Below are 22,009 nucleotides of genomic sequence, written 5' to 3' on the forward strand. Positions count from 1 at the left end.
CGTCGCTGTTTTGCCGCGCGACCGCGGCCTTCGTTCTCACGACCATGAAACGTTTTCTCGCCCTGTTTGCGCTGGTGCTCGCGCTGCCCCTGTCCGCCCATGCCTGGTGGAACGGCGACTGGTCCGCCCGCAAGAAGATCACCCTGGACACCGCCGCCGCCGGCATCGGCAGCGAGGTGGTGGACGTGCCCGTGCTGGTGCGCCTGTCCACCGGCGGTTTCGACTTCCTCGCGGCGCAGGACAACGGCGGCGATCTGCGCTTCGTCGCTGAAGACGACAAGACCGTGCTGGCCCACCGCATCGAGCGCTTCGACAGCGTCAACGAGCTGGCCTTCGTCTGGGTGCGCGTGCCGCGCCTGGCGCCGGGCAACAGCACGCAGCACGTGTGGCTCTACCACGGCCACCAGGCCGCGCCCGCCGCGCAGGCGCTGCCGGTCTACGACGAGGCGCAGTGGGCGGTGTGGTCGATGAACGAGGAACAGGGCCTGCCGCAGGACAGCACCGCGGCGGGCCACCACATCGGCGCCGGCGCGCTCACGCCGGTGCCGGCCGGCCTCGTCGGCGGCGCGGCGCGGCTGTCCAACGGCGCCGGCCTGCAAAGCGGCGCTGCTTCGCTCGCCGCGGGCAGCGGCTTCACGCTGTCGCTGTGGGTCAAGCCCGAACAGGCCGATGGCCAGTTGCTGGCCTACGGAAGCCTGAGCCTGGCGCTGGCGCAGGGCACGCCGGTGGCGCAGGTCGGTGCGGCGCGCGCCGCGGCCCCCGCGCCGCTCTCGCTCAACGCCTGGCACCACGTGGCTGTGAGCTGGGGGGGCAACGCGCTCACGCTGTTCGTGAACGGCCAGCCCGTGGCCACGGCGAACGCGGCCTTCGTGGGCGCGCCCGCGCTCACGCTGGGCGCGGGCTTCACGGGCGAACTCGACGAGGTGCAGGTCTCCACGGTGGCGCGCAGCCCGGCCTGGGTGGCGGTGCTGGCCGACAGCCAGGGCATGGCGCCGCGCCTGGTGCGCCAGGGCCCCGAAGAAAGCGCTGGCGGCGGCGAACACACCGGCTACTTCATGGCCACCATGAACAACCTGACGGTGGACGGCTGGGTCGTGACCATCATCTGCGTGCTCATGCTGTTCGTGGCGCTCTACGTGATCTGGGCCAAGGCGCTGCTGCTGGCCCGCGTGGAGAAGAGCAACCCGCGCTTCAGCGAGGCCTTCCAGCGCCTGAGCGAGCAGCTGCGCACGCTCGACGCCGATGCGCGCGAACACGCCAGCCGGCTCGACGCGCTGACCGCGCAGCAGGCGCAGTTCCGCCACTCGCCGCTGATGCGCATCTACGAGGTCGGCGCGCGCGAGCTGAAGTCGCGCTTTCATTTCGGCGACGAGCGCGCCTCGGTGGTGCACCCCGATGGCGTGAGCGCGCCGTCGGTGAGCGAGCGCGCCATGCTCGCCGTGCGCGCCGCGCTGGACGCGCAGATGACGCGCGAGCGCGCGCGGCTGGACCGCAACATGGTGTTGCTGACCATCGCGATCTCGGGCGGGCCCTTCCTGGGCCTGCTGGGCACGGTGGTGGGCGTGATGATCACCTTCGCGGCGATTGCCGCCGCCGGCGACGTGAACGTGAACGCGATCGCGCCCGGCATCGCGGCCGCGCTGGTGGCCACGGTGGCCGGCCTGGGCGTCGCGATTCCCTCGCTGTTTGGCTACAACTACCTGCAGACCAAGATCAAGACCTTGTCCAACGACATGACGGTGTTCGTGGACGAGTTCGTGACCCGCATGGCGGAAACCTACGGGGACTGAAGATGGCCAAGGCCCAGGAAGACGGTGCCGTCTACGACGACATCAACATCACCCCCATGCTGGACCTGTCGTACGTGCTGCTGGTCATCTTCATCCTGATGACCACGGCCTCGGTGCAGGGCATCCAGGTGAACCTGCCGCGCGCGAGCAACACGCCCAGCCTGGCCAAGCCGTCCACGCGTGCCATCACCATCACCAACACCGGCGCGCTCTACCTCGACGCCTACCCCATGGCCACCTTGGCCGACCTCGAGGCGCGGCTGCTGCAGTTCAAGGCCAACACGCCCGAGTTCCCGGTGATCGTCAAGGGCGATTCGGCGGTGCAGTACGAGAAGGTGGTCGAGGTGCTGGACCTGCTCGGGCGCATCGAGCTCAACCAGATCGGCCTGGTGACGCAGCGCCCTGCGCGCTGAACGTGCGGGTGCCTCATGTCCGAAGCCCCCAAGCGGTACGCCCGTCTGGTGCTCGTCGCGCTGCTGGCAGCGCTGGCGATCGCGCTCGTGGTCTGGCTCTACCAGCTGTTCTCCAAGCCGGCCGAGGGCCCGCGCAAGCGCGCGGTGCAGGAGATCGAGCTCGTGAAGCCGCCCCCGCCGCCGCCTCCGCCCAAGACACCGCCGCCGCCCCCGCCGCCGCAGCAGCAGGAAAAGATCGACGTGCCCAAGCCCGCGGCCTCGCCCGCGCCCACGCCGGCGCCCGACGCGCAGCCGCCCGGGCCCACCTCGTCGCTGCCGGGCAACGGCAGCGGCGATGCCTTCGGGCTGCCGCCCGGTGACGGCCGCGCCAGCATCGGCCCCGTGGGCGGCGGCGGTGGCGGTGACCGCTTCGCCTGGTACGGCGCGCTCGTGCGCGAGCGCATCACCGAGGCGATCCTGCGCGACGAGAAGCTGCGCAAGGCGCAGGACTACCAGCGCGTGGTCAACGTGTGGGTGAGCGCCAGCGGCGCGGTCACGCGCGTGGAGCTGGTGGGCGCGGCCGCCCAGCCCGAGCTCGACGAGGCCTTGCGGCTGGCCCTGCGCAACCTGGCCCCGGTGCGCGAGGGCGCACCGGCCGACATGCCCCAACCGATCCGGCTGCGGGTGTCCGCCCGCTCCTGAAACCCTTTCATCCGATCCCAGACGAGAACGCCCATGAACCAGCAGCCCTTTGCCTTTGCCCTGCGCCCCGGCGTCCTGGCCGCGGCCCTGCTCATCGCCGGCGCCGCGCAGGCGCAGACCGCGGGCAGCGAGCGCGAAAGCCTCGAAACCCTGCGCCAGACCACGCTGCAGCTCATCGAAGCCCTGGTGCAGCAGGGCGTGCTGCCGGCCGACAAGGCGCGCGCCCTGGTGGCGCAGGCCGAGGCGCGGGCGCGCGCCACCGTGGCCGAGCAGCAGAAGGCCGAGCAGAACACGGTGCGCATCCAGTATGTGCCGGCCTCGGTGCGGCAGCAGATCGCCAACGAGGTGCGCGAAGAGGTGGTGGCCCAGGCCAAGGCCGAGCGCTGGGGCGACGTGAACGCGGTGCCCGAGTGGGTCGACCGCTTCCGCTTCGACGGCGAGATCCGCGTGGGCTACCAGCGCGACATGTTCGACAAGACCAACGCGCCCGAGGTGTTCCAGCAGATCGCGGGCCAGAACATCAACAACACCCTGATCGACCGCGACCGCGAGCGCCTGCGTGCCCGCCTGGGCCTGACCGCGCGCGTCACGCAGGACGTGACCGCCGCGCTGCGCCTGACCACCGGCAGCAGCAGCGACCCGGTGTCGACCAACCAGACCCTGGGCAACTACGGCAGCAAGTACAACTTCGCGCTCGACCGGGCCTACCTGCGCGCGCGCTCGCAGGACGTGCTGCCCTGGCTCACCACGACCGCGGGACGCATCCCCAATCCCTTCTTCAGCACCGACCTGATGTGGGACGACGACCTCGCGTTCGACGGCATCGCGCTGCAGTACGAAGACCCCGCCGCGAGCACGCGCGAATGGCGCCCCTTCGCCACCGTGGGCTGGTTCCCGCTGCAAGACAGCGAGCGCTCGGCGAGCAATGCCGCGCGCAGCCGCTCGCTGCTCGCCGCGCAAGGCGGCGTGGAATGGGTGCCCAGCAACGAGTTCCGCGCCAAGGTCGGCCTGGCGCTGTACGACTTCCGCAACGTCAGCGGCGTGCGCAACGACTTCAACAGCGTCACGCAGAACGGCACGCAGCCCGCGTTTCGCCAGAAGGGCAACACGCTGTTCAACCTGTCGAATCCGACCAACTTCAGCGGGCCCTTCGGGCTCGCGGCCGATTACCGCGTGCTCAACCTCACGACGGCGGTTGACTACACGCTGTTCAACCCGGTGCACCTGATCCTCGGTGCCGACTACGTGAAGAACATCGGCTACAGCCAGGCGCGCACGCTGGCGCGCACCGGCCTGAACCTGGCGCCCGAGGACCAGGGCTACATGCTGCGCGCGGCCATCGGCATGCCCAACATGCTGCTCAAGGGCGACTGGCAGCTCTCGCTGGCTTACCGCTACCTCGAGGCCGACGCCGTGCTCGACGCCTTCACCGATTCGGACTTCCACCTCGGCGGCACCAACAACAAGGGCTTTATCGTCGGCGCCCAGTACGGCCTGAGCCGCAACACCTGGCTCAGCGCGCGCTGGCTGTCCAGCCGCGAGATCTCGGGCCTGCCGCTTTCGATCAACAGCCTGCAGGTCAACTTCCATGCGCGCTTCTGACGGCGTGACGGCGCTGCTGGTGTGCGCGCTGCTGGGCGGCTGTGCCTCGCACGGCGAGCAGGCGCTGGCCCTCCGCGAGCGCCTGGAGCAGGGCGCGTCCACACCCGAGGACCAGCAACGCTGGTTCACCAGCCCGCAGGCCACGGCCGAGGCCGCGCGCGCCGCGCGCGAGCAGCCCCCGCGCCTGGCCACGCCGCTGGACCAGCGCCTGCTGAACGCGGCCGCCGAGGGCGACGCGGCTGCCGTGCGCGAAGCCCTCAAGGAAGGCGCGCTGGTGAACGCCACCGACGCACTCGGGCGCACGCCGCTGCTGCTGGCGGCGCGCGCGGGCGACCTCGAAACCGCGCGCGTGCTGCTGCGTGCGGGCGCCGAACCCGAAGGGCGGCCCCACGCGGGCGCCACGCCCTTGTCGGCCGCGGTGGTGCGCGGCCACCTGCAGATGGTGCGCCTGCTGCTCAAGGCCGGCGCCGAACCCGACGCCGCGCCGCCCAGCGAGCCCACGCCGCTGGTGCTGGCGGCGCGCCTCGGCCTGGGGGGCGTGGCGCAGGCGCTGCTCGCGGCCGGCGCCAACCCCGAGGCGCGTGACCGTTCGGGCGACAGCCTGCTGCTCATCGCGATCAACAGCGACCAGCCCGCGCTGCTCGATGCCCTGCTCGCGCGCGGGGCCGACCCCAACCGCGCCGACAGCAGCGGACTGTCGCCCCTGTACTGGGCCGAACAACTGCAGCGCCCCGACCTCGCCCTGCGCCTGCAAGCGGCCGGCGCGCGCGACGGGCTGCGCCAGCAAAGCCTGCGCGCGAGCGGGCCCTACCGAACGGAGGATTTCTGATGGTCTGGCACAACACCGGCGTGCGCGCCGTTCTCGGCGTGGTGCTGTTGGCCCTGTGCGTGGGCGTGTCGGCGCAGGACGACAAGCGCAGCCAGCGCGAGCGCGAGGCCCTGCGCCGCGCCCAGCAGCAGGCCCAGCGCGCGACGCAGGAACTGGGCGCGCTGCAGCAGCAGCTCGCGGCCGCCGAAGCGGCGCGTGCCCGGCTCGACGGCGCGGCCCAGGCGGCGCAGCAGCAGGCGCGCAGCGAGGCAGCGCGCGGCCAGCGCCTGGCGCGCGATCTCGCCGCGGCGCGCGAGGAGCGCGATGCGCTGGCCCGCGACAAGGCCGCGCTCGAAGCGCAGCTGGCGCAAGCGCAGGCGCGCGCGAGCCGCCTGGACAAGGAGCTGGCGGCGGCCACCGAGCGCGGCCGCGCGCTTGATGGCCGCCAGGCCACGCTGAGCCAGGAACTGGCCGCCTGCACGCGCCGCAGCCAGGGCCTGTACACGACGGGCCGCGCGCTCATCGAAGACTGCCGCCAGTACCACGCCGACAAGCCCGCGCTGAGCCTGGAGGCCTTCACCGGCCTGCGCCGCGTGGGCCTGGAGAACACCTTGCAGACCTACCGCGACCAGCTCGATGAGCACAAGCCTGTTGCCTTGCCCGCTCAGCCCTGAGGGCCGAGCGCGGCCGCGCTCTTTCTCGCGCCGCCTGCTCGGGGGCAGTGCGCTGCTCGCCGCAATGGTATCGGCGCTGGCGGCCTGTTCGGCCACGCCCCACGAAACGCACCACGCCGAGACGCCGGCGCCGCTGGCGCAATCGGACTGGGTGCAGGCCTCTGACTTGGCCGACCTTGGCGACACGCCGGGGTGGCGCCATCAGCGCTACGGCCAGCAGCGGCCCACCGACTACGAGCCCGGACACCACCAAGGTCGCGCCGCCTTGCGCGCCCGCAGTGAGGCCGGCAACAGCACGCTGCGCCTGCCGCTGGCGCGCGCGGTCGAGCCCATGCTGCGGCTGCGCTTCTCCTGGTTTGTGCCTCGGCTCAACGACAGCGCCGACCTGCGCGACGCCGACATTGACGACGCGGTGGTCCGTGTGATCCTGACCTTCGATGGCGATCGTTCGGCATTCCGTGCGCGCGATCATCTGCTGTCCGAAATCGTGCAACTGGTCACGGGCGAGCCGCTGCCACAGGCCACGCTCATGTACGTGTGGGATCACCGCTACCCGGTGGGCACTGTGATCGCCAATCCCCACACCGAGCGCATCCGCATGTTGGTGGTGCAGTCAGGCGCCGAGGGGCTGGGTCGCTGGAGCGACATCGAGCGCGATGTCGAGGCCGATTACCGGCTGGCTTTCGGCGAAGCGCCTGGTCGGGTCACGGGCCTGGGTCTGATGAGCGACTCGAACAACACCGGCGAAACCGTGCAGGCCTGGTTCGGTCCGCTGGCCGTGAAGGCGCTTGGCCGAGCCGTCCCGGGCTCAGAAGCTCGCGTTCAAACCGAGTGATAGCGCGCGGCTGTCGAAGGTGGCGCCGGGGTCGGTGCTGAACCGGCGCACGCGCTGCCAGCGCAGGTCCAGGCTGGCGTTGTCCTGCACCGACCAGCGCAGGCCCAGAGACTGGTCGCGCGTGCGGTCGCGCCGGGGGTCGGGGGCCTGGCCCGGCGGCGGTTGCAGGGCACGGCGGCGCTCCTCGCCGGTCTGCAGCGTGAGCGCGAGGCGCGGCGTGATCGACCAGTTGGCCAGCAGCGACCAGCGCTGCGTGCGCGCGATGCTCGATTGCGCGGTCTGATAGCTGTCGGTGTCTTCGCTGGCGCTCCAGCGCAGCAGCGTCTTGGCGGTGGGCGTCCAGTTCAAGTTCAGGCGCGTGTTGGTGGCGTCGTAGTCGCGCAGCGCAAGCCGCTGGTGGCGCCGCTGCACCCGCGCGAGGCCGGCGTCCACGCTGAGCTGGCCGGTGGCGGGCCAGGCGAGGTCGAGCAGCCACTCGTCCTGCGAGAAGCCGTTGTCGCGCAGCGGGTCGGGCGTACGCAACGGGTCAAGGGTTTCGCCGCGACCGCTGCGCAGGCGCAGTACCGCGCTGCTGCCGCGCGCGGTGTCGTGGCGCAGGCCGATTGCGCCCGAGCGCAGGCGTTCGCTGGCCTCGCCGAGCAGCGGCTGCTGGTTGACGTTGCTCGTGTCGCGCACATCGGCCAGCAGGCTCCAGCGCGCATCGACCTGCCAGCGCAGGTCGGCGCTGTCGTCGCGGCGCAGGCGCCGGTTACCTTGCGTGAGCACGCTGGCGTCGGCGAAGCTGTTGACGCTTTCGTCGCGCTGAGAGCGCAGCGTGCCCGTGATCCAGGGCGTGACGGCCCAGCGCCAGCGCAGGTCGTGGTTGCGCGCGAGCAGATCGAGCTGCGGATAGCGGTCGTAGGCGTAGTCCACCAGGCCCAGGTCGGCTTCAAGCCGCTGCAGGCCGAAGTCGTGCGCGTAGCGCAGACCCACGGAGCGCAGTCGCACGGTCTCGCCGGCATCGGCGCGGCCAAGCACGCGCTGCGGGTCGGCGCCGTCGGGCAGGCGAAACAGGTTGTCGTCGTGCTGGATGCGGTAGCCCGCGCTCAGGCTCAGCCCGTCCTGCGGCTGCGCGCACAGCGGTGGGCCGGCCAACCCCAGGGCCAACCCCAGGGGCAGCGCCAAGGCCGGCGCAGGGAGGGTGCGCAGGCGGCGCACCGCGCGGCGGCCGGCTTGCATCAATAGGCCTGCTGGTCCTTGAAGACCAGGCGGATGGTCTTGAGGATGATGAGCAGGTCGAGCTTGAGCGACCAGTTGCGCAGGTAGTCGAGGTCGTGCGCGATGCGGCCTTCCATCTTGTCGAGGGTGTCGGTCTCGCCGCGGTAGCCATTGACCTGGGCCCAGCCCGTGATGCCGGGCTTGACCTTGTGCCGCACCATGTAACCCTTGATGAGCTTGCGGTAGAGCTCGTTGTGCGCCACCGCGTGCGGCCGTGGGCCCACGATGCTCATGCGCCCCTGCAGCACGTTGAAGAACTGCGGCAGTTCGTCGAGCGAGGTGCGGCGCAGCACCGCGCCCAAAGGCGTGATGCGCTGGTCGTTGCGGCGCGCCTGGGTGATCTGGGCGCCGTCTTCGATCACCGTCATCGAACGGAACTTGTAGACCAGGATCTCTTCGCCCGACTGGCCATAGCGGCGCTGCTTGAAGATGACGGGCCCGGGCGAGCTGAGCTTGACGGCGATCGCCAGCGCGAGCAGCAGCGGCGACAGCACCAGCAGGATGCACAACGACAGCAGGATGTCGCTGCCGCGCTTGAGCAGGCCGTTCATGCCCTGGAACGGCGTGTCGCACACGGAGATCACGGGCACACCGCACAGCACGGTGGGCTTGCTCTGGATCAGGTCGGTCACGAACAGGTCGGGCACGAAATAGATCGAGGCCGTGGTGTCCTTGAGATCGTCGAGCAGCTTGAGGATGCGCGGCTGCGAGGCCATGGGCAAAGAGATGTAGACGTGGTCGATGCCCTGCTGGCGGATAACGTCGGCGAGGCTGTCGAAGCGGCCCAGCAGCGCAAAGCGTGGCTCGGCGGGCAGGCGCTCGCGCGAGCGGTCGTCTACGAAGCCGACCACGTGGAAGTTGTGCAAGCGCGCGTCCTGCAGGTTGTGCGCGAGCTGCAGGCCCTGGGCGTTCATGCCGGCCACCAGCGCGCGCACCGGCGGGCCCTGCCACCGCACCAGGGCTGGGGCGGCCGCGCGCAGCGCGAGCCAGGCCGCGGTGTCCAGCGTGGGTACCAGCGCCATCCAGCCGCCGATGACCTCGTGCGGGAACAGCTTGACGTAGCCCGTCGTCCAGCCCGCGGCCAGCAGCAGGCCGAAGGTGGTGGCCCAGCTCAGCGCCACGTCGAGCAGCAGCATGCGGACCGTGCCGTTCAGCCGCGAAGGCCCGGGGAACGTCATGGCGAACACGACCACGGCGAGCAGCAGGTATTCGGGGTGGATGCCGCCGTCGAGCAGGCTGGCCAGGCTCCAGAGCACGGTCACGCCGAGCACGGGGCTGGTCGACACCTCGAGCACGTTGAGCAGGCTGCCACGCGAGGTGGCACCGCCCGCGCTGGCACTGCGCGTCGGGGGGTGTTGACCGGGGGTGGTGGCGTCGAGCACGGGTGGCCGTTGAGACACTTAATTGCCACGAGTGTGCGAGGCCTTTGTGACAGCTTCGATGCGCGCCGCCCCACCAGGCCCCGGCCAGGGCCCGCATGGTCCGTTCGGACCATTCGGCCGCGCCCGACCCCGAAGCGTCATGGAGCGCTGCCACAGTGCGCGTATCCCCCCACCCACCCGGCAGGAAGCACCATGGACAGGCAGCGACGCGACGGTTTGAAGCACATCTCGGTCTGGGCCGGCTTGGTGGCCGCGGGCCCGGTCTGGGCCCAGGCACCGGGGCCGCGCAGCGCGGCGGCGCTGTCGGCGATCGTGGAGGCCCTCACGGGCGCAAAGGTCGAGGCCATTCAGGCCGGTCCACTTCCCGGACTGCACGAGGTCATCGTGCGTGGCAAGGTGCTCTATATCGACGACAGCGGCGAGCACCTGATCCAGGGGCAGATTGTTGAAATCGCTCAGCGTCGTTCGCTGACGGCCGAGCGCGAGGCGGCATATCTGCGCGCCACCACACCCGTGCTGAGTCTCAAGGACCTCAACCTCGCGGATGCGATCACCTATGTGCGGGGCAAGCCCAGTGAAGGCCGTGTTCTGGTGACATTCGAAGATCCCCGCTGCGGGTTCTGCAGGCAATTGCACACGTTGCTGGACGGCATGCGTGACCTCACGGTGCATACCTTCCCCGTGTCGTTTCTCGGGCCAGAGTCGCGAGCACTGAATGAGCGCATCTGGTGCTCGGGGTCGCGTGTGCAAAGCTGGAACGAAGCCATGGCTGGCAAACCCGTCGCCGGAGCAGCGGCTTGTGAATTTGGCGCACTTGATCGCAATATGGCATTGGCCGAGCGATTTCGTGTGCGAGGGACGCCCACCATCTTTACCGCAACTGGACGTCGATTTGACGGTGTTGTCGGGTTGGATGCCATCGAGTCTGCTCTCGCGAGCGTGGGTTGATTCCCTTGCTTGTAATTCCACAAAGAGAGTTCACGCCACCGACCGCCCAAAGGGCGCTTATCTTCGGTTTTGCTGTTCCATTGGCGCGCTCAACACAGCACCGCTATGTGCACGTTGTGGTCCCCTCGATTTCCTGAGCCTGTCAGAAGTAGAGGTTGGGGAACAGTTTGACACGGTACTCGACCGGTGGGATTCGGCCGAGAGCTTCATGGGGTCGGTGGTGGTTGTAGCGGTGCAGCCAGTCGGCCGTCATGTCGCGCACTTCCTGCAAGCTGTTGAACACGTAGCAGTCGAGCACCTCGGTGCGGTAGGTCTTGTTGAATCGTTCGACATAGGCGTTTTGCGTGGGCTTTCCGGGTTGGATGTGCTGCAAGGCGATGCCCTTGTTCTGAGCCCACTGGGCCAGGGCGTGCGCGATGAACTCGGGGCCGTTGTCCAGGCGAATCGACAGCGGCGCACCGCGCACCTCCACCAGTTCATTCAAGGCCCGGATGACGCGCGCAGCCGGCAGGCTGGTGTCGACCTCGATGCGCAGGCCTTCACGGTTGAACTCGTCGATGACGTTGAAGGTCCTGAAGCGCCGCCCCGACCACAGCGCATCTGCCATGAAGTCGCAGCTCCAGCCCTGATTGGGCTGGCCGGCGGCGTGCAGGGGCTGTTTGATGCGCGCGGGCAGCCGCTTCTTGCCGCGCCGGGGCAGGTTCAGCCGCAGTTCGCAGTACACGCGCCAGAGCACCGTCCTGCCCCAGGGCTTGCCCTGATGGTGGGCGCTGTCGTACAGCAGCCCGAAGCCGTGGCGCGGGTTCAGTGCCATGTGGGCCTGGATGAAGGTGATGCCCCCGGAGTCGTCGCGTGCGACGGGCCGGTAACGCAGCGTGGAGCGGGCAATGCCGCTGGCCTGGCAGGCCCGTCGCTCGCTCATGCCATGCTCGGCCACGAGGGCCTGCACGACCATCTCGCGACGCTCCGGGGTCAGAGCTTTCGGTCGACGACATCCTTGAGTGCGTGGTGCATGAGCGCCAGGTCTGCGTACATGCGTTTGAGCTTGGCGTTCTCGTCCTGCAGCTGGCGCAGCTGCGACAGGTGCGAAACCGTCATGCCCGAGAACTGGCTCTTCCACTTGTAGTACGTCGGCTCGCTCACGCCGTGCTTCCTGCACGTCTCGCCGACCTTCGCACCCATCTCGACCTCCTTGAGGAGGCCGACTATCTGCGCTTCACTGAATCTGGACTTCTTCATGTAGAGACTCCGCTTGGGGGGATTCTCTACCTCCGGGTGGTTCAGGTTTTCGAGAGAGCTTCACTAGTGATTGACCACATCGGTGGTCGACGTGACGATCCGGCTCTATCGGGATCGGCCAAATCCCGGGTTTGAGAGAAAACCTCCCACAGCCACCTCAAGATATCCGCTCCCGGTACTTTTGAGAGCCGAGAGAAATCTCCCAGCCCCCCGCAACCTCGCGCCACGCCTCGCATTCACCCAACAAAAAAGCCCCTGCACTGCAGGGGCTCCAGACTCGCTGGCGGTGGGGGTAGGCCGCGCTGAACCCGTCTCAGGGGCACACGCGCACTAGATCTGTTGGTTGTGATGCCTCGAGAATTTCGCTGTAGGAGCAATTGAGCCCTCGCTTTTCGCCGGCCTATAAAAAAAAGGCGCGCGCACGCGCGTTTTAGAAAGGAGGTATCGCGGTGGGAGTTTGCAAGCGGGTCCGTTGGCCGTGTGTATCGGTTCTAGATTCCATCTCGTCGTGGTGCCTGCGAAATCGACGGTGGCCCGGCCCGCTGCATCCGATACTGGGGGGCGACACAGTCACTTGCCAAATCAGCGTGCCCAATGACGAGCCTTCCGCACCACAAAGTCGATAAGCGTGCGCGTAGCCACCGTCTGGTAGCGGTCGGGCATTCGAAGCAGATACATGCGCGTGCCGAAAATACTCAGCCTCCAGGTATCGAGGGCCGTGACCACGCGGCCCGAAGCCAGGTCGGGCTTGACCACGTAGTCGGGTACAAGACCCACGCCCAACCCCGCCAGGATGGCCTCGCGCAGGAACTGGAAGTTCTCGGACGCAAGTGTGGGGCGTAGCGTCAACTCCTGGCGTTCGTTGCGGCGATAGGCCGACACGCGCAGTTCGCGGCCACTGACCGCTGAGGTGATCAACGGGCACCGCGCGAGCGCATCCAGCCGATCAGGCATGGGGTTGCGTTTCGCGTGGTCCGCGCTGGCGCATACCACGTAACGCACGCTGGCGAGTTCCGTCGCGACCATCTGTTGAGGCGGCTCGGACATCACTCGCACGGCCACATCGACCTCTTCGCGAAGCAGATCGTCAACACGGTTGTCGAACAGCACGTTCAGTGCGATGTCAGGGTATTGGCGCTTGAAGTCGATCAGCCAGTCGGACATCACCATGTGGCCGAAGCCCGTGGGCAGGCTCAATCGCACTTGGCCATGCAGTCCCTTGCCCAGCATGGCAACCGACTCGCGTGCCGCCATCACCTCTTCCCGGATGACCTTGCCATGCCGGTAAAGACGCTGTCCCGCTTCGGTGAGGTCCACACGCCGGGAGGTGCGGCGCATCAGCTGCAGGCCCAAAGACTTTTCCAGTTGGCTCAGGTGGTAGCTGATGTTCGCCCGGCTCATCTTCAGCTGCCGGGCAGCCTCGCTCAAGTTGCCGGCTTCCACGATGTCCACGAACAAGGCAAGGGCGTTGGAGTCCATGTTTGGGCGTCGAAAAAATTTGACGTTGCTTGCATTTTCTTTGTAATTGTCAAACTCGGTCGATGCTTCAACAATGCCGGCAATCCGTTGGAGATCCCATGCCCCTTGACCAAGACACCTTTCATTTGTTGAGAGACAGCGTTCAGCGCTTTGTGCGTGAGCGGCTGATGCCTGCAGAAGACCATGTCGAAGAGTACGACGAGGTTCCGGAAGACATCGTGAGCGACATGCGAGAGCTGGGGCTTTTCGGGATCTCGATTCCCGAGGCTTATGGCGGCATCGGTTTGAGCATGGCGCAGGAATGTGAAGTGGCTTACGAGCTGGGGCAGACGGCATTGGCCTTTCGCTCGGTCGTGGGCACCAACATCGGCATTGGCTCACAAGGCATCCTGATGGATGGCACGGAGGCTCAGAAGACCGAGTACCTGCCGCGCATTGCCAGTGGCGAGTTGATCGTTTCCTTTGCCTTAACCGAGCCCGATGCCGGGTCAGATCCCGCCTCGCTCAAGACCCGCGGTGTGCGCGATGGCGACGACTATGTGCTCACGGGCGCCAAGCGCTACATCACCAACGCGCCGAGAGCGGGCGCATTCACCCTCATGGCCCGCACCGAAGGGCCCGGGGCCGGTGGCATCACGGCCTTCATCGTGCCAGCCGATGCGCCGGGGTTGTCCCTGGGCAAGGCCGACAAAAAGATGGGTCAACGCGGTACCAAGACCTGTGACGTGAACCTGGACGCGGTGCGGGTGCCGGCTGCCAACATCATCGGCGGTGAACCCGGCAAGGGTTTCAAGACCGCGATGAAAGTGCTCGACCGGGGCCGTTTGCACATTTCGGCGCTCGCCTGTGGCATGGCGCATCGCATCCTGAGGGAGAGCGTCGCCTATGCACAGCAGCGCAAGCAGTTCGGCCAGCGCATCGGAGACTTTCAGCTCGTACAGGCCATGCTGGCCGACAGCCAGGCCGAGTTGCTGGCGGCCTGGTCCCTGGTGCGCAGCGTCGCTCAAGACTACGACGCCAAGCCTGCTGGCGTCACCGACCCGCAGGTGAGCATGCAGGCTTCCTGTGCCAAGTTGTTCAGCACCGAGATGGTTGGGCGGGTGGCGGACCGTGGTGTGCAGATCCACGGTGGGGCGGGGTACATCAACGATTACAAGGTCGAACGCTTCTATCGCGATGTCCGGTTGCTTCGGCTGTACGAGGGCACGACCCAGATCCAGCAACTCGTGATCGGCAAGCAGCTCATGAAGACGGCCTGATCTCCTGCGGACTGTCTGAGGGGCGGTCAGGTAAATAGACGTCGATGGCCGAGGGGCCGTAATCAATGCCTTCTTGAACGAGGGAAGCGCCAGAGCAGAGTCCAACATCCTGGAGGCCGCACAGGCTGGACTCGCCTGGCAACAAAGCCGGTGTGCAGACGCGCTTCAATCCGGTCAGCCAGACCCACCGGTCTGGTCGGTCGTCGCCCCGGCAGTAGTAAGCGCGTGGAGGTGTCGTGAACAGGTTGCCGAAGAACTTGCCTTCCAACCGCGAAAAGGACGCGCGCTCCCGCTCGTCGGCGTGCAATGAGGTTCCCGGCGCTGCCTGGGGCTGGCGCAATGACAGGAGAACAGGCACACCGAAATGGTTCGTTCTGGCCAGCAGGCAGGCAGAGACGAGTCGCTGCGCTTCAGGCTGCAGCGCCTGGTGGGCCCACTCGTTCGCGAGGCCCATTTCGCCTGGGAACACGTCGGTCGCCTCACCGGGCCGCGACGGCGGTACCACGACACGCGTGTCCGGGCCAAGCGCACACGAAATCAGGTATCGGGCAAACGCCCGTTCGAAGGAATCGCCCGTTCGAAACGACAGCGACGAAGGCATCACAGGCGCCTCCGCCTTGAATGGCGAGGGCGCCTTTGTTTGCGCACTGGCGACCAGGGTGGTCATTGCCAGCGCCTGGCACAGACGGGATCGAATGCGCATTCGCACCTCAGGCCTTGCGGTGTTCGAAATCGGACGGGCGCTGGCAACGCTGGGCCGCGATCAATTCAGCAGCGGGCGCGAAGCGAGCGACTCCAGTGACGACGCTTCGCCTTGGGTCTGCGATGGCGTGCGCTCAGGCTGCTTGTCGGCAGGGCGAAGACTGTTGAGTCGAAAACCGTTGATGCGGAATCCGTTGCCCGTGATGCCGTTCATGTGAAGCCCGTTGAAGTTGAGACCGTTGTAGGTGAGGGCGTTGTAGGTCAATGCAGCCTGCGCAGACGTAGCAAGCACGAGCGCCGCCGCGGCGGTGAAGAGATGGGAAGCTTTCATGGGATGTTGGTAGTGAGGGATGGAGATGTCCACGATGTGTGGACGGTTGGCCCCGCGCCGTCGAGGAAGCGGGACACGCCGGGGGCATGCGGCGCATGTGCGCGAGAAGCGGTTCCCAGACGCGAGGCGATTTTGTTGGGTGGTGCTTTGGCGTTTCGGGGCATTTGCGTCAGAGACAGGGCGAATCGGACATGAAGCCTTCGCAACGCAAGATCACGGTGGCACTGCTGGCCATCCCCGAGGTGGGTGCCGCCACCCTTTACGGCATTCACGACGTTCTGGCGGGGGTGCACCGCGACTGGCAAATGGTGCACCGAGGCCCGGCGATGACTTCGCCTTTCAGGCCGTTGGTGGTCAGTCGCGATGGCGTGCCTTTGCGTGTCGGCAACGGCGTTCTGGTGACACCCGATGCGGGCTTGGCCGATCATCCTGTGCCCGACGTGATCTGCGTCACCGACGTGATGCTTCCACCGGAGTTCGATGTGCGGGCGCGGTATGCGAGCGAGATCGCCTGGCTTCGCCAGGCCTGGCAGCGCGGCGCAACGCTTGCGTCCGCTTGCTCGGGGGCCTTGTTGCTGGCGGCGACCGACCTACTGGATGGATTCGATGCCACGTCGCACTGGGCGTATTGCGATCATCTGGCACGTCAATACCCGCGCACACGCTGGAACGCCGACAGAGGCCTGGTGGTGACCGGTCCTCAGGGCCGGATACTGATGGCGGGCAGCGGGAGTTCCTGGCACATGCTCGCGCTTGCGCTGGTCGCACGCCACGTGTCTGCCGAAGACGCCATGCGCGTGGCGCGCATCAACCTGTTCAATCTGGACGAGACCAGCCCGCTGGCCTACGCATCATTGCTGCGTTCAGCCACCAGCGATCCGCTGATCGAACGTTGCCAGGCATGGGCCGCCCACCACTACAGAAGCGCTGCACCGGTCGCCAAGATGAGCAGCCTCTCTGGTTTGAGCCAGCGGACCTTTCAGCGGCGTTTCTACGCTGCAACCGGCATGAGCCCCCTTGATTACGTGCACATGCTGCGGCTTGAGGAAGCCAAACAGATGTTGGAATCAACCACCCTCTCTGTCGAGGCCATTGCGCGCGAAGTGGGCTACCAGGACGTGGGTTTCTTCAGCCGCTTGTTCAAGCGCAAGGTCAGCCTGAGCGCGGTTCAGTACCGGAATCGATTTTTCGCGTTGGGCAGTCGTTTGCGCGCGCTGAGCGCTTGAGGAACAACGGTGCGGCTTCAGTGGCTGGTTGGTTCCGTCGCGTCGGCTCTTGAAGTCCCCGTGTTCAGGGTACTCAGCACGAGACTCAGCAGCCTGGCCGCGAAGTCTTCATCGATGGGCGCGTGATCGAACAGCAGTCGGTACCACAGCGGTCCGAACAGCATATCGAGCACCAGTTCATGGTCGCAGTCGGGTGCGATCTCTCGGCGTCTCTGCGCGCTCAGCAAAAGCCGCAGGCCAGCTTCTCGCCGCGGAATGATCACCTTGTGTTTGATGAGATCGGAGGTGGTCGTGTCGTATTGCGCCTCGGCCACGAGCGAACGCAGGATTTCGCGCCAACTGTCATCGTTCACGCGGCGGATCGTGGCCATCAGGTAGCGGTGCAGTTCTTCGCGCAGGTTTGGGGCGTCGGGCGTGATGACGTCACCTGGAATGCCAGCCATGTAGAGGTCCAGCAGCAACGCGCCCTTGGTGGGCCAGCGCCGGTAGATCGAGGCCTTGGACACACCCGCGTTGCTCGCCACCCGCTCGATGGAGAAATGCGCATAGCCCGCGGAGCGAAGCAAGTCCCTCGCCGCGGTGAGGATGGCCTCATGGGTCTGGGGATTGCGCGGGCGGCCGCGTCCAGCGCGGTCGGCAGCTTCAGCCGGGTGGGAGCGGGTCATAGGGGTTTCCCCTTATATAAGGTACGGTGCGTACCGTTTTATATTTTACGAAACGGCACGTGCCGTATTTTGGAGGTGTTTCATGAGTTCCCGCCTTCTTCGTGGTCTGTTGCTGGCCATGGCTGCGTTGACGCTGAGCGTCGCCCAGGCTGCCTCGTTCAAGTGGGCATCGCAGGACGACGCGACCACCCTCGATCCGCATGCCTTCAACCACGGCATGACCTTGACGCTCCTCAACCACATCTATGAAGGCCTGGTGCGACGCGACAAGGACATGCGCATCGAGCCGGGTCTGGCGGTGCGGTGGGAGCAGCCCACCCCCACAAGTTGGGTCTTTCACCTCCGCCAGGGCGTGCGCTTTCACGATGGTTCGCCGCTGACGGCGGAAGACGTGGCGTTTTCGATCGAGCGCGCGATGCACAAGGACTCTGACATGAAGGTGTTTGCCGCATCGATCGTGTCGGCCAAAGCCCGAGATGCCAGCACGGTGGTCATCGAGACGGCCTTCCCCAATGCCGCGCTGCTCCAGTCGTTGCCGGAGCTGCGTGTGATGTCCAAGGGGTGGAGTGAGCGCAACAACGCGACCACGCCCGCCAACATGCGTATGAAGCAGGAGAACGCAGCCACCCGCCAAGCCAACGGCACCGGCCCGTTCAAGTTGGAGAGCCGCGAACCGGACGTTCGAACGGTGTTGGTCCGCAATGAGCAGTGGTGGGGCAAGCACACCACCAACATCCAGCGAGCGGAGCTCGTGAAGATCAGCTCCGACGCCACACGGGTCGCCGCGCTGTTGTCGGGCGAGGTCGACTTTGCCTATCCCATCCCGCTCCAGGATGTGCCCCGGCTGGACACGAGCGATCGTGTGAAGGTCATGCAAGGCCCAGAAATCCGTGTGATGTTCCTGTCCTTGGACCAGGGCAGCGACGAACTCAAGTACGCGAACGTCAAAGGGAAGAACCCCTTCAAAGACCAACGTGTTCGGCAGGCGTTGTATCAGGCCATTGATATCGAAGCCATTCGCACACGGATCATGCGCAACAGCGTGAAGACCACGGGCATCCTGGTGGCCACGGGCGTCAACTCGGTCGATCCCGCGGCCAGCCAGCGCCAGTTTCCTTTCGATCCCGAGGCGGCGTCGCGGCTGATGGCGCAAGCGGGCTATGGCAGCGGATTCGAAGTCACGCTCGACTGCCCGAACGATCGTTACGTGAACGACGAACAGGTATGCATCGCCGTGGCGTCCATGCTGGCGCGCATAGGCGTCAAGGTCGCCGTCAATCCGCTGCCCGCGGCGCGCTTCTTCCAGAAGATCGGTTCTGGCGACAGCAGCTTCAACTTCTTCGGCTACACGCCGAGCAACCTCGATGCTTACAACACCCTGGAGGTGATCATGGCCAGCCGCCAGGGTGGCTCCGGCCAGTGGAACGTGGGCCGGTACAGCAACCCGCAGGTCGATGCGCTCATCCAGCGAGTGCTCAGCGAAATGGATCCGCGGCGGCGCACCGAACTCGTGACCCAGGCGCTCAGCCTGCACAAGCAGGACGTGGGTCACATCCCGCTCTACCAGCAAGGTCTGGCCTGGGGTATGAAGAAGTCGGTCGACGCCGTGCTGCAGATCGACAACCGGGTCAACCTCAACCACATCTCGGTGAAGTAGGTCCATGCTCGGATTTCTTCTGCAGCGATTGCTCGCAAGCGTCGGCGTGATGCTCGTCGTCACCGTCATCGCTTTCACACTGTTCCAGTTCGTCGGCGATCCCGTGAACCAGATGTTGGGCAACGAAGCGAGCGAAGCCGACCGCTCGCGCGTGCGTGCCGAACTCGGACTGGACGATTCCGTGGCGACGCAGTTCGCCCGCTACGTCGGGCACTTGGTCAGCGGCGATCTCGGACAGTCACTGCGGCAAGGTCGACCCGTGGCCGAGATGTTCATGGAGCGCCTTCCAGCGACCCTGGAGTTGTCCTTGGTCGCGGGGCTCGTGGCCGTCGTGGTGGGCGTGGTGATGGGTGTAATGGCGGCGATCCGGCCGAATGCGTTGCGGGCGCGACTCGCCATGCTGGTTTCCCTTGCAGGCGCCACTTTGCCGTCGTTCTTGATCGGCATCCTCCTCATCGTTGTCTTCTCGGTCCAGTTGCACTGGCTGCCATCGTATGGACGGGGCGTGACCACCGCCATCGGCCCGTGGACCACCGGCCTCATGACGGGGAGCGGATGGGCGCACCTTGTGATGCCGGTCATCACCCTGTGCCTCTTTCAACTCGCGCTGATCGTTCGCCTGTCCCGCACGGAAATGATGGAGGTCCTGAAGTCCGACTACATCAAGTTTGCGCGTGCACGCGGCATCCCTGAATCGCGCATCCGCTACCGACACGCATTGCGCAACGCGCTGATCCCCGTGATCACCGTCGCAGGGCTCCAGTTGGGCACCATCATCGCCTTCGCTCTTGTTACGGAGACCGTGTTTCAGTGGCCTGGGGTGGGCATGTTGTTTGTCGAATCGCTGGCCTTTGCCGACATACCGGTGCTTGCGGCCTACCTGTGTTTCGTATCCCTGGTCTATGTGGCGATCAATCTCTTCGTAGATCTCGCTTACCTGGCCGTCGATCCCCGCCTGAGAGTGAGCGCCACATGACCAACCTCATTGAAAGCATCAGTGCCTACCAGGATGAGCTGGTTGCCATCCGCCAAGACTTCCACAAGAACCCGGAACTGGGGTTCGAGGAACACAGAACCGCCGCGAGGATCGCGGCCTATCTGAACGCATTGGGCATACCGACCCACACCGGCATTGGTCGCACGGGCGTGGTGGGCGTGATCGAGGGGCGATCCACCACCAGCGGTGCATCGGTTGGGCTGCGTGCCGACATGGATGCATTGCCCATCATTGAACTGGGCCAGGCGCCTTACAAGTCATGTGTGCCCGGCCGTATGCATGGCTGCGGCCATGACGGCCATTGCGCCATCCTGCTCGGTACTGCACGTTACCTCAGTCAGACCCGGCGATTCAATGGAACGGTCTATCTGTTCTTCCAGCCGGGTGAAGAAGGTCATGCGGGCGCCCGCGAGATGATCCAAGAGGGGCTCTTCGAACGGTTTCCAGCACAGCGCGTGTTTGCATTGCACAACTGGCCTTCCTTGCCCGCAGGCCACGTGGGACTGAACGAGGGACCGATGATGGCTGCGATCGACAGGATCCACATCCGTGTGCAAGGCAAGGGCGGTCATGGTGCGCATCCGCACCAGGCGATCGACCCGATCCTGGTGGCTTCGCAGATCGTGTCGACCGTGCACACGATCGTCAGCCGAAGCGTCAACCCGGCCGACTCGGCCGTGGTCAGTTTTCAGTCGATCCAGGCCGGCTCGCCCGATGCGCTGTCGGTGATTCCAGACGGCGCCACCCTCGATGGCATGGTGAAGTGGTTCAAGCCACAAGTGCAGGACGTGGTCCGTCGACGCTTGCACGAGGTGGTCTCCGCTGTGGCCGCCGCCCACGGTGCGCATGCCGAACTGCGCTACGACGAGCTTTACCCGCCGACGATCAACACCCCTGGTGAAGCCCGCCTGCTGGCTTCGGTGGCCCAGCGTTTGCTCGGGCACGACAAGGTAGACGCCCAGATGGAGCCCAGCATGGGATCCGAGGACTTTGCTTTCATGCTCCAACAACGGCCTGGGGCTTACTTCCGCCTCGGCCAAGGCATGCAGGAGGGGCGCTTCCTGCACCACCCCATGTATGACTTCAACGACACGACGATACCGGTGGGCAGTGCCCTTTTCTCGGCCCTGGTCGAGGAGGCGATGCCGCTATGAGGCTTCATTGGCACCAGTGGTGGGACAGCGATGTCGGCTACAGCTTCCGCACCTCGCCGACGGCCATCGTGGCCGCGGTGATCGCGGCCATCTGCATCTTCTGCGCGGTGTTTGCCCATTGGGTGGCGCCGCACAACCCCTTCGACCTTGCCACGCTCGACCTGATGAACGCGCGCCTGCCCCCCATGTGGCAGGAGGGCGGCAACCCGCAGTTCGCGCTCGGCACCGACGACCAGGGCCGCGACATCCTGTCCGCGCTCATGTACGGCGCGCGCATCTCGCTGGCCGTGGGCCTGGCCTCGGTGGTGCTGTCGGTGCTCATCGGCGTCACGCTGGGCCTGCTCGCGGGTTTCCTGGGCGGCTGGATCGACGCCTTCCTCATGCGCCTGTGTGACGTGATGCTGTCGTTCCCGCCCATCCTGATCGCGCTGCTGATCGCCGGTGTGGGGCGTGCGCTGTTTCCCAACGCGCACGAGACGCTCGCCTTCGGCGTGCTCATCATCTCCATCACGCTCACCGGCTGGGTGCAATACGCGCGCACGGTGCGCGGCTCCACGCTGGTCGAGCGCAACAAGGAATACGTGCAGGCCGCGCGCGTGACCGGCGTGGCGCCGCTGCGCATCATGGGCCGCCACGTGCTGCCCAACGTGCTCGGCCCGGTGCTGGTGCTGGCCACCATCCAGGTCGCCACGGCCATCATCACCGAGGCCACGCTGTCCTTCCTGGGCGTGGGCGCGCCGCCCACCTCGCCCTCGCTGGGCACGCTCATCCGCGTGGGCAACGACTACCTGTTCTCGGGCGAGTGGTGGATCACCATCTTCCCGGGCCTGATGCTCATCCTCATCGCCCTGAGCGTGAACCTGCTGGGCGACTGGCTGCGCGACGCCCTGAACCCCCGGCTCCGTTGAAC

21 protein-coding genes are annotated in these 22,009 nt (G+C 66.5%); 14 read left to right on the forward strand and 7 right to left on the reverse strand.

Annotated elements, in window-relative coordinates:
• The first annotated feature begins 44 nt into the window (after positions 1-44).
• Genes G9Q37_RS00555 through G9Q37_RS00585 form a run of 7 tightly spaced genes read left to right on the forward strand, consistent with a single transcriptional unit; the run spans position 45 to position 6,803 of the window.
• A complete protein-coding gene (locus G9Q37_RS00555) occupies positions 45-1,790 on the forward strand; it encodes a DUF2341 domain-containing protein (RefSeq protein WP_166223021.1) in 1,746 nt (581 codons plus the stop codon).
• 2 nt (positions 1,791-1,792) lie between these two features.
• A complete protein-coding gene (locus tag G9Q37_RS00560; protein ID WP_166223024.1) occupies positions 1,793-2,203 on the forward strand; it encodes an ExbD/TolR family protein in 411 nt (136 codons plus the stop codon).
• Between the two features lie 15 nt (positions 2,204-2,218).
• Positions 2,219-2,884 carry an energy transducer TonB family protein gene (locus G9Q37_RS00565; RefSeq protein WP_166223027.1) on the forward strand — a complete coding sequence of 222 codons (666 nt, stop codon included), beginning with the start codon at positions 2,219-2,221 and terminating at the stop codon, positions 2,882-2,884.
• Between the two features lie 33 nt (positions 2,885-2,917).
• A complete protein-coding gene (locus G9Q37_RS00570; RefSeq protein ID WP_166223030.1) occupies positions 2,918-4,486 on the forward strand; it encodes a putative porin in 1,569 nt (522 codons plus the stop codon).
• Positions 4,473-5,315 (forward strand): ankyrin repeat domain-containing protein, encoded by an 843-nt coding sequence (locus tag G9Q37_RS00575; RefSeq protein ID WP_166223033.1) that lies wholly within the window; start codon positions 4,473-4,475, stop codon positions 5,313-5,315. Before G9Q37_RS00570 ends, G9Q37_RS00575 begins: the two co-directional genes overlap by 14 nt.
• Positions 5,315-5,968: a hypothetical protein gene (locus tag G9Q37_RS00580; RefSeq protein WP_166223036.1), complete on the forward strand. Its 654-nt coding sequence runs from the start codon at positions 5,315-5,317 to the stop codon at positions 5,966-5,968. The genes G9Q37_RS00575 and G9Q37_RS00580 overlap by 1 nt, the downstream gene beginning before the upstream one ends.
• Positions 5,931-6,803 (forward strand): DUF3047 domain-containing protein, encoded by an 873-nt coding sequence (locus tag G9Q37_RS00585; protein WP_166223039.1) that lies wholly within the window; start codon positions 5,931-5,933, stop codon positions 6,801-6,803. Before G9Q37_RS00580 ends, G9Q37_RS00585 begins: the two co-directional genes overlap by 38 nt.
• Here G9Q37_RS00585 and epsL read toward each other — a convergent pair.
• Both epsL and G9Q37_RS00595 read right to left on the reverse strand, forming a co-directional pair.
• Entirely contained in the window at positions 6,777-8,021 is a 1,245-nt protein-coding gene (gene epsL / locus G9Q37_RS00590; RefSeq protein ID WP_166223042.1) for an XrtB/PEP-CTERM-associated polysaccharide biosynthesis outer membrane protein EpsL, read from the reverse strand. The genes G9Q37_RS00585 and epsL overlap by 27 nt on opposite strands.
• Positions 8,021-9,460: an undecaprenyl-phosphate glucose phosphotransferase gene (locus G9Q37_RS00595; protein ID WP_277345027.1), complete on the reverse strand. Its 1,440-nt coding sequence runs from the start codon at positions 9,458-9,460 to the stop codon at positions 8,021-8,023. The genes epsL and G9Q37_RS00595 overlap by 1 nt, the downstream gene beginning before the upstream one ends.
• Positions 9,461-9,634: 174 nt before the next feature.
• On the opposite strand from G9Q37_RS00595, the gene G9Q37_RS00600 reads away from it, so the two are divergent.
• A complete protein-coding gene (locus G9Q37_RS00600; protein WP_166223045.1) occupies positions 9,635-10,390 on the forward strand; it encodes a DsbC family protein in 756 nt (251 codons plus the stop codon).
• A 142-nt stretch (positions 10,391-10,532) separates the two neighbouring features.
• Here G9Q37_RS00600 and G9Q37_RS00605 read toward each other — a convergent pair.
• Positions 10,533-11,629, reverse strand: a protein-coding gene (locus G9Q37_RS00605; RefSeq protein WP_240936465.1) for an IS3 family transposase whose coding sequence is annotated in 2 segments (ribosomal slippage) — positions 10,533-11,377 and positions 11,377-11,629 — 1,098 coding nt in all. Because the reading frame shifts where the segments join, the coding sequence is not laid out codon by codon here.
• Between the two features lie 582 nt (positions 11,630-12,211).
• Complete coding sequence (locus tag G9Q37_RS00610; RefSeq protein WP_166223048.1) at positions 12,212-13,108, reverse strand: LysR family transcriptional regulator; 897 nt, start codon at positions 13,106-13,108, stop codon at positions 12,212-12,214.
• Positions 13,109-13,206: 98 nt separating this feature from the next.
• Between G9Q37_RS00610 and G9Q37_RS00615 the strand changes: the two genes are divergently transcribed.
• Positions 13,207-14,367, forward strand: coding sequence for an acyl-CoA dehydrogenase family protein (locus G9Q37_RS00615; RefSeq protein ID WP_166223051.1), 1,161 nt, complete (start codon positions 13,207-13,209; stop codon positions 14,365-14,367).
• Here the strand turns inward: G9Q37_RS00615 and G9Q37_RS00620 are convergent.
• Both G9Q37_RS00620 and G9Q37_RS00625 read right to left on the reverse strand, forming a co-directional pair.
• The gene (locus G9Q37_RS00620) at positions 14,351-15,034 is read right to left on the reverse strand and encodes a hypothetical protein (protein ID WP_166223054.1); all 684 of its coding nucleotides are present in this window, start codon (positions 15,032-15,034) and stop codon (positions 14,351-14,353) included. The genes G9Q37_RS00615 and G9Q37_RS00620 overlap by 17 nt on opposite strands.
• A 96-nt stretch (positions 15,035-15,130) precedes the next feature.
• Positions 15,131-15,400, reverse strand: coding sequence for a hypothetical protein (locus G9Q37_RS00625; protein WP_166223057.1), 270 nt, complete (start codon positions 15,398-15,400; stop codon positions 15,131-15,133).
• A 191-nt stretch (positions 15,401-15,591) separates the two neighbouring features.
• Between G9Q37_RS00625 and G9Q37_RS00630 the strand changes: the two genes are divergently transcribed.
• Complete coding sequence (locus tag G9Q37_RS00630; protein ID WP_166223060.1) at positions 15,592-16,626, forward strand: GlxA family transcriptional regulator; 1,035 nt, start codon at positions 15,592-15,594, stop codon at positions 16,624-16,626.
• Between the two features lie 17 nt (positions 16,627-16,643).
• Here G9Q37_RS00630 and G9Q37_RS00635 read toward each other — a convergent pair whose 3' ends face one another.
• Positions 16,644-17,291 (reverse strand): TetR/AcrR family transcriptional regulator, encoded by a 648-nt coding sequence (locus G9Q37_RS00635; RefSeq protein WP_166223063.1) that lies wholly within the window; start codon positions 17,289-17,291, stop codon positions 16,644-16,646.
• An 82-nt stretch (positions 17,292-17,373) separates the two neighbouring features.
• On the opposite strand from G9Q37_RS00635, the gene G9Q37_RS00640 reads away from it, so the two are divergent.
• The 4 genes from G9Q37_RS00640 to G9Q37_RS00655 are packed head-to-tail and all read left to right on the forward strand — an operon-like array spanning position 17,374 to position 22,007.
• Positions 17,374-18,948 (forward strand): ABC transporter substrate-binding protein, encoded by a 1,575-nt coding sequence (locus G9Q37_RS00640; RefSeq protein ID WP_166223065.1) that lies wholly within the window; start codon positions 17,374-17,376, stop codon positions 18,946-18,948.
• Between the two features lie 4 nt (positions 18,949-18,952).
• Complete coding sequence (locus G9Q37_RS00645) at positions 18,953-19,924, forward strand: ABC transporter permease (protein WP_166223068.1); 972 nt, start codon at positions 18,953-18,955, stop codon at positions 19,922-19,924.
• Entirely contained in the window at positions 19,921-21,099 is a 1,179-nt protein-coding gene (locus G9Q37_RS00650; RefSeq protein ID WP_166223071.1) for a M20 aminoacylase family protein, read from the forward strand. Before G9Q37_RS00645 ends, G9Q37_RS00650 begins: the two co-directional genes overlap by 4 nt.
• Positions 21,096-22,007 (forward strand): ABC transporter permease, encoded by a 912-nt coding sequence (locus G9Q37_RS00655; protein ID WP_166223074.1) that lies wholly within the window; start codon positions 21,096-21,098, stop codon positions 22,005-22,007. Before G9Q37_RS00650 ends, G9Q37_RS00655 begins: the two co-directional genes overlap by 4 nt.
• Positions 22,008-22,009: the final 2 nt, after the last annotated feature.

Origin of the sequence: Hydrogenophaga crocea (genome assembly GCF_011388215.1) — a bacterium.
GTDB lineage: Bacteria > Pseudomonadota > Gammaproteobacteria > Burkholderiales > Burkholderiaceae_C > Hydrogenophaga > Hydrogenophaga crocea.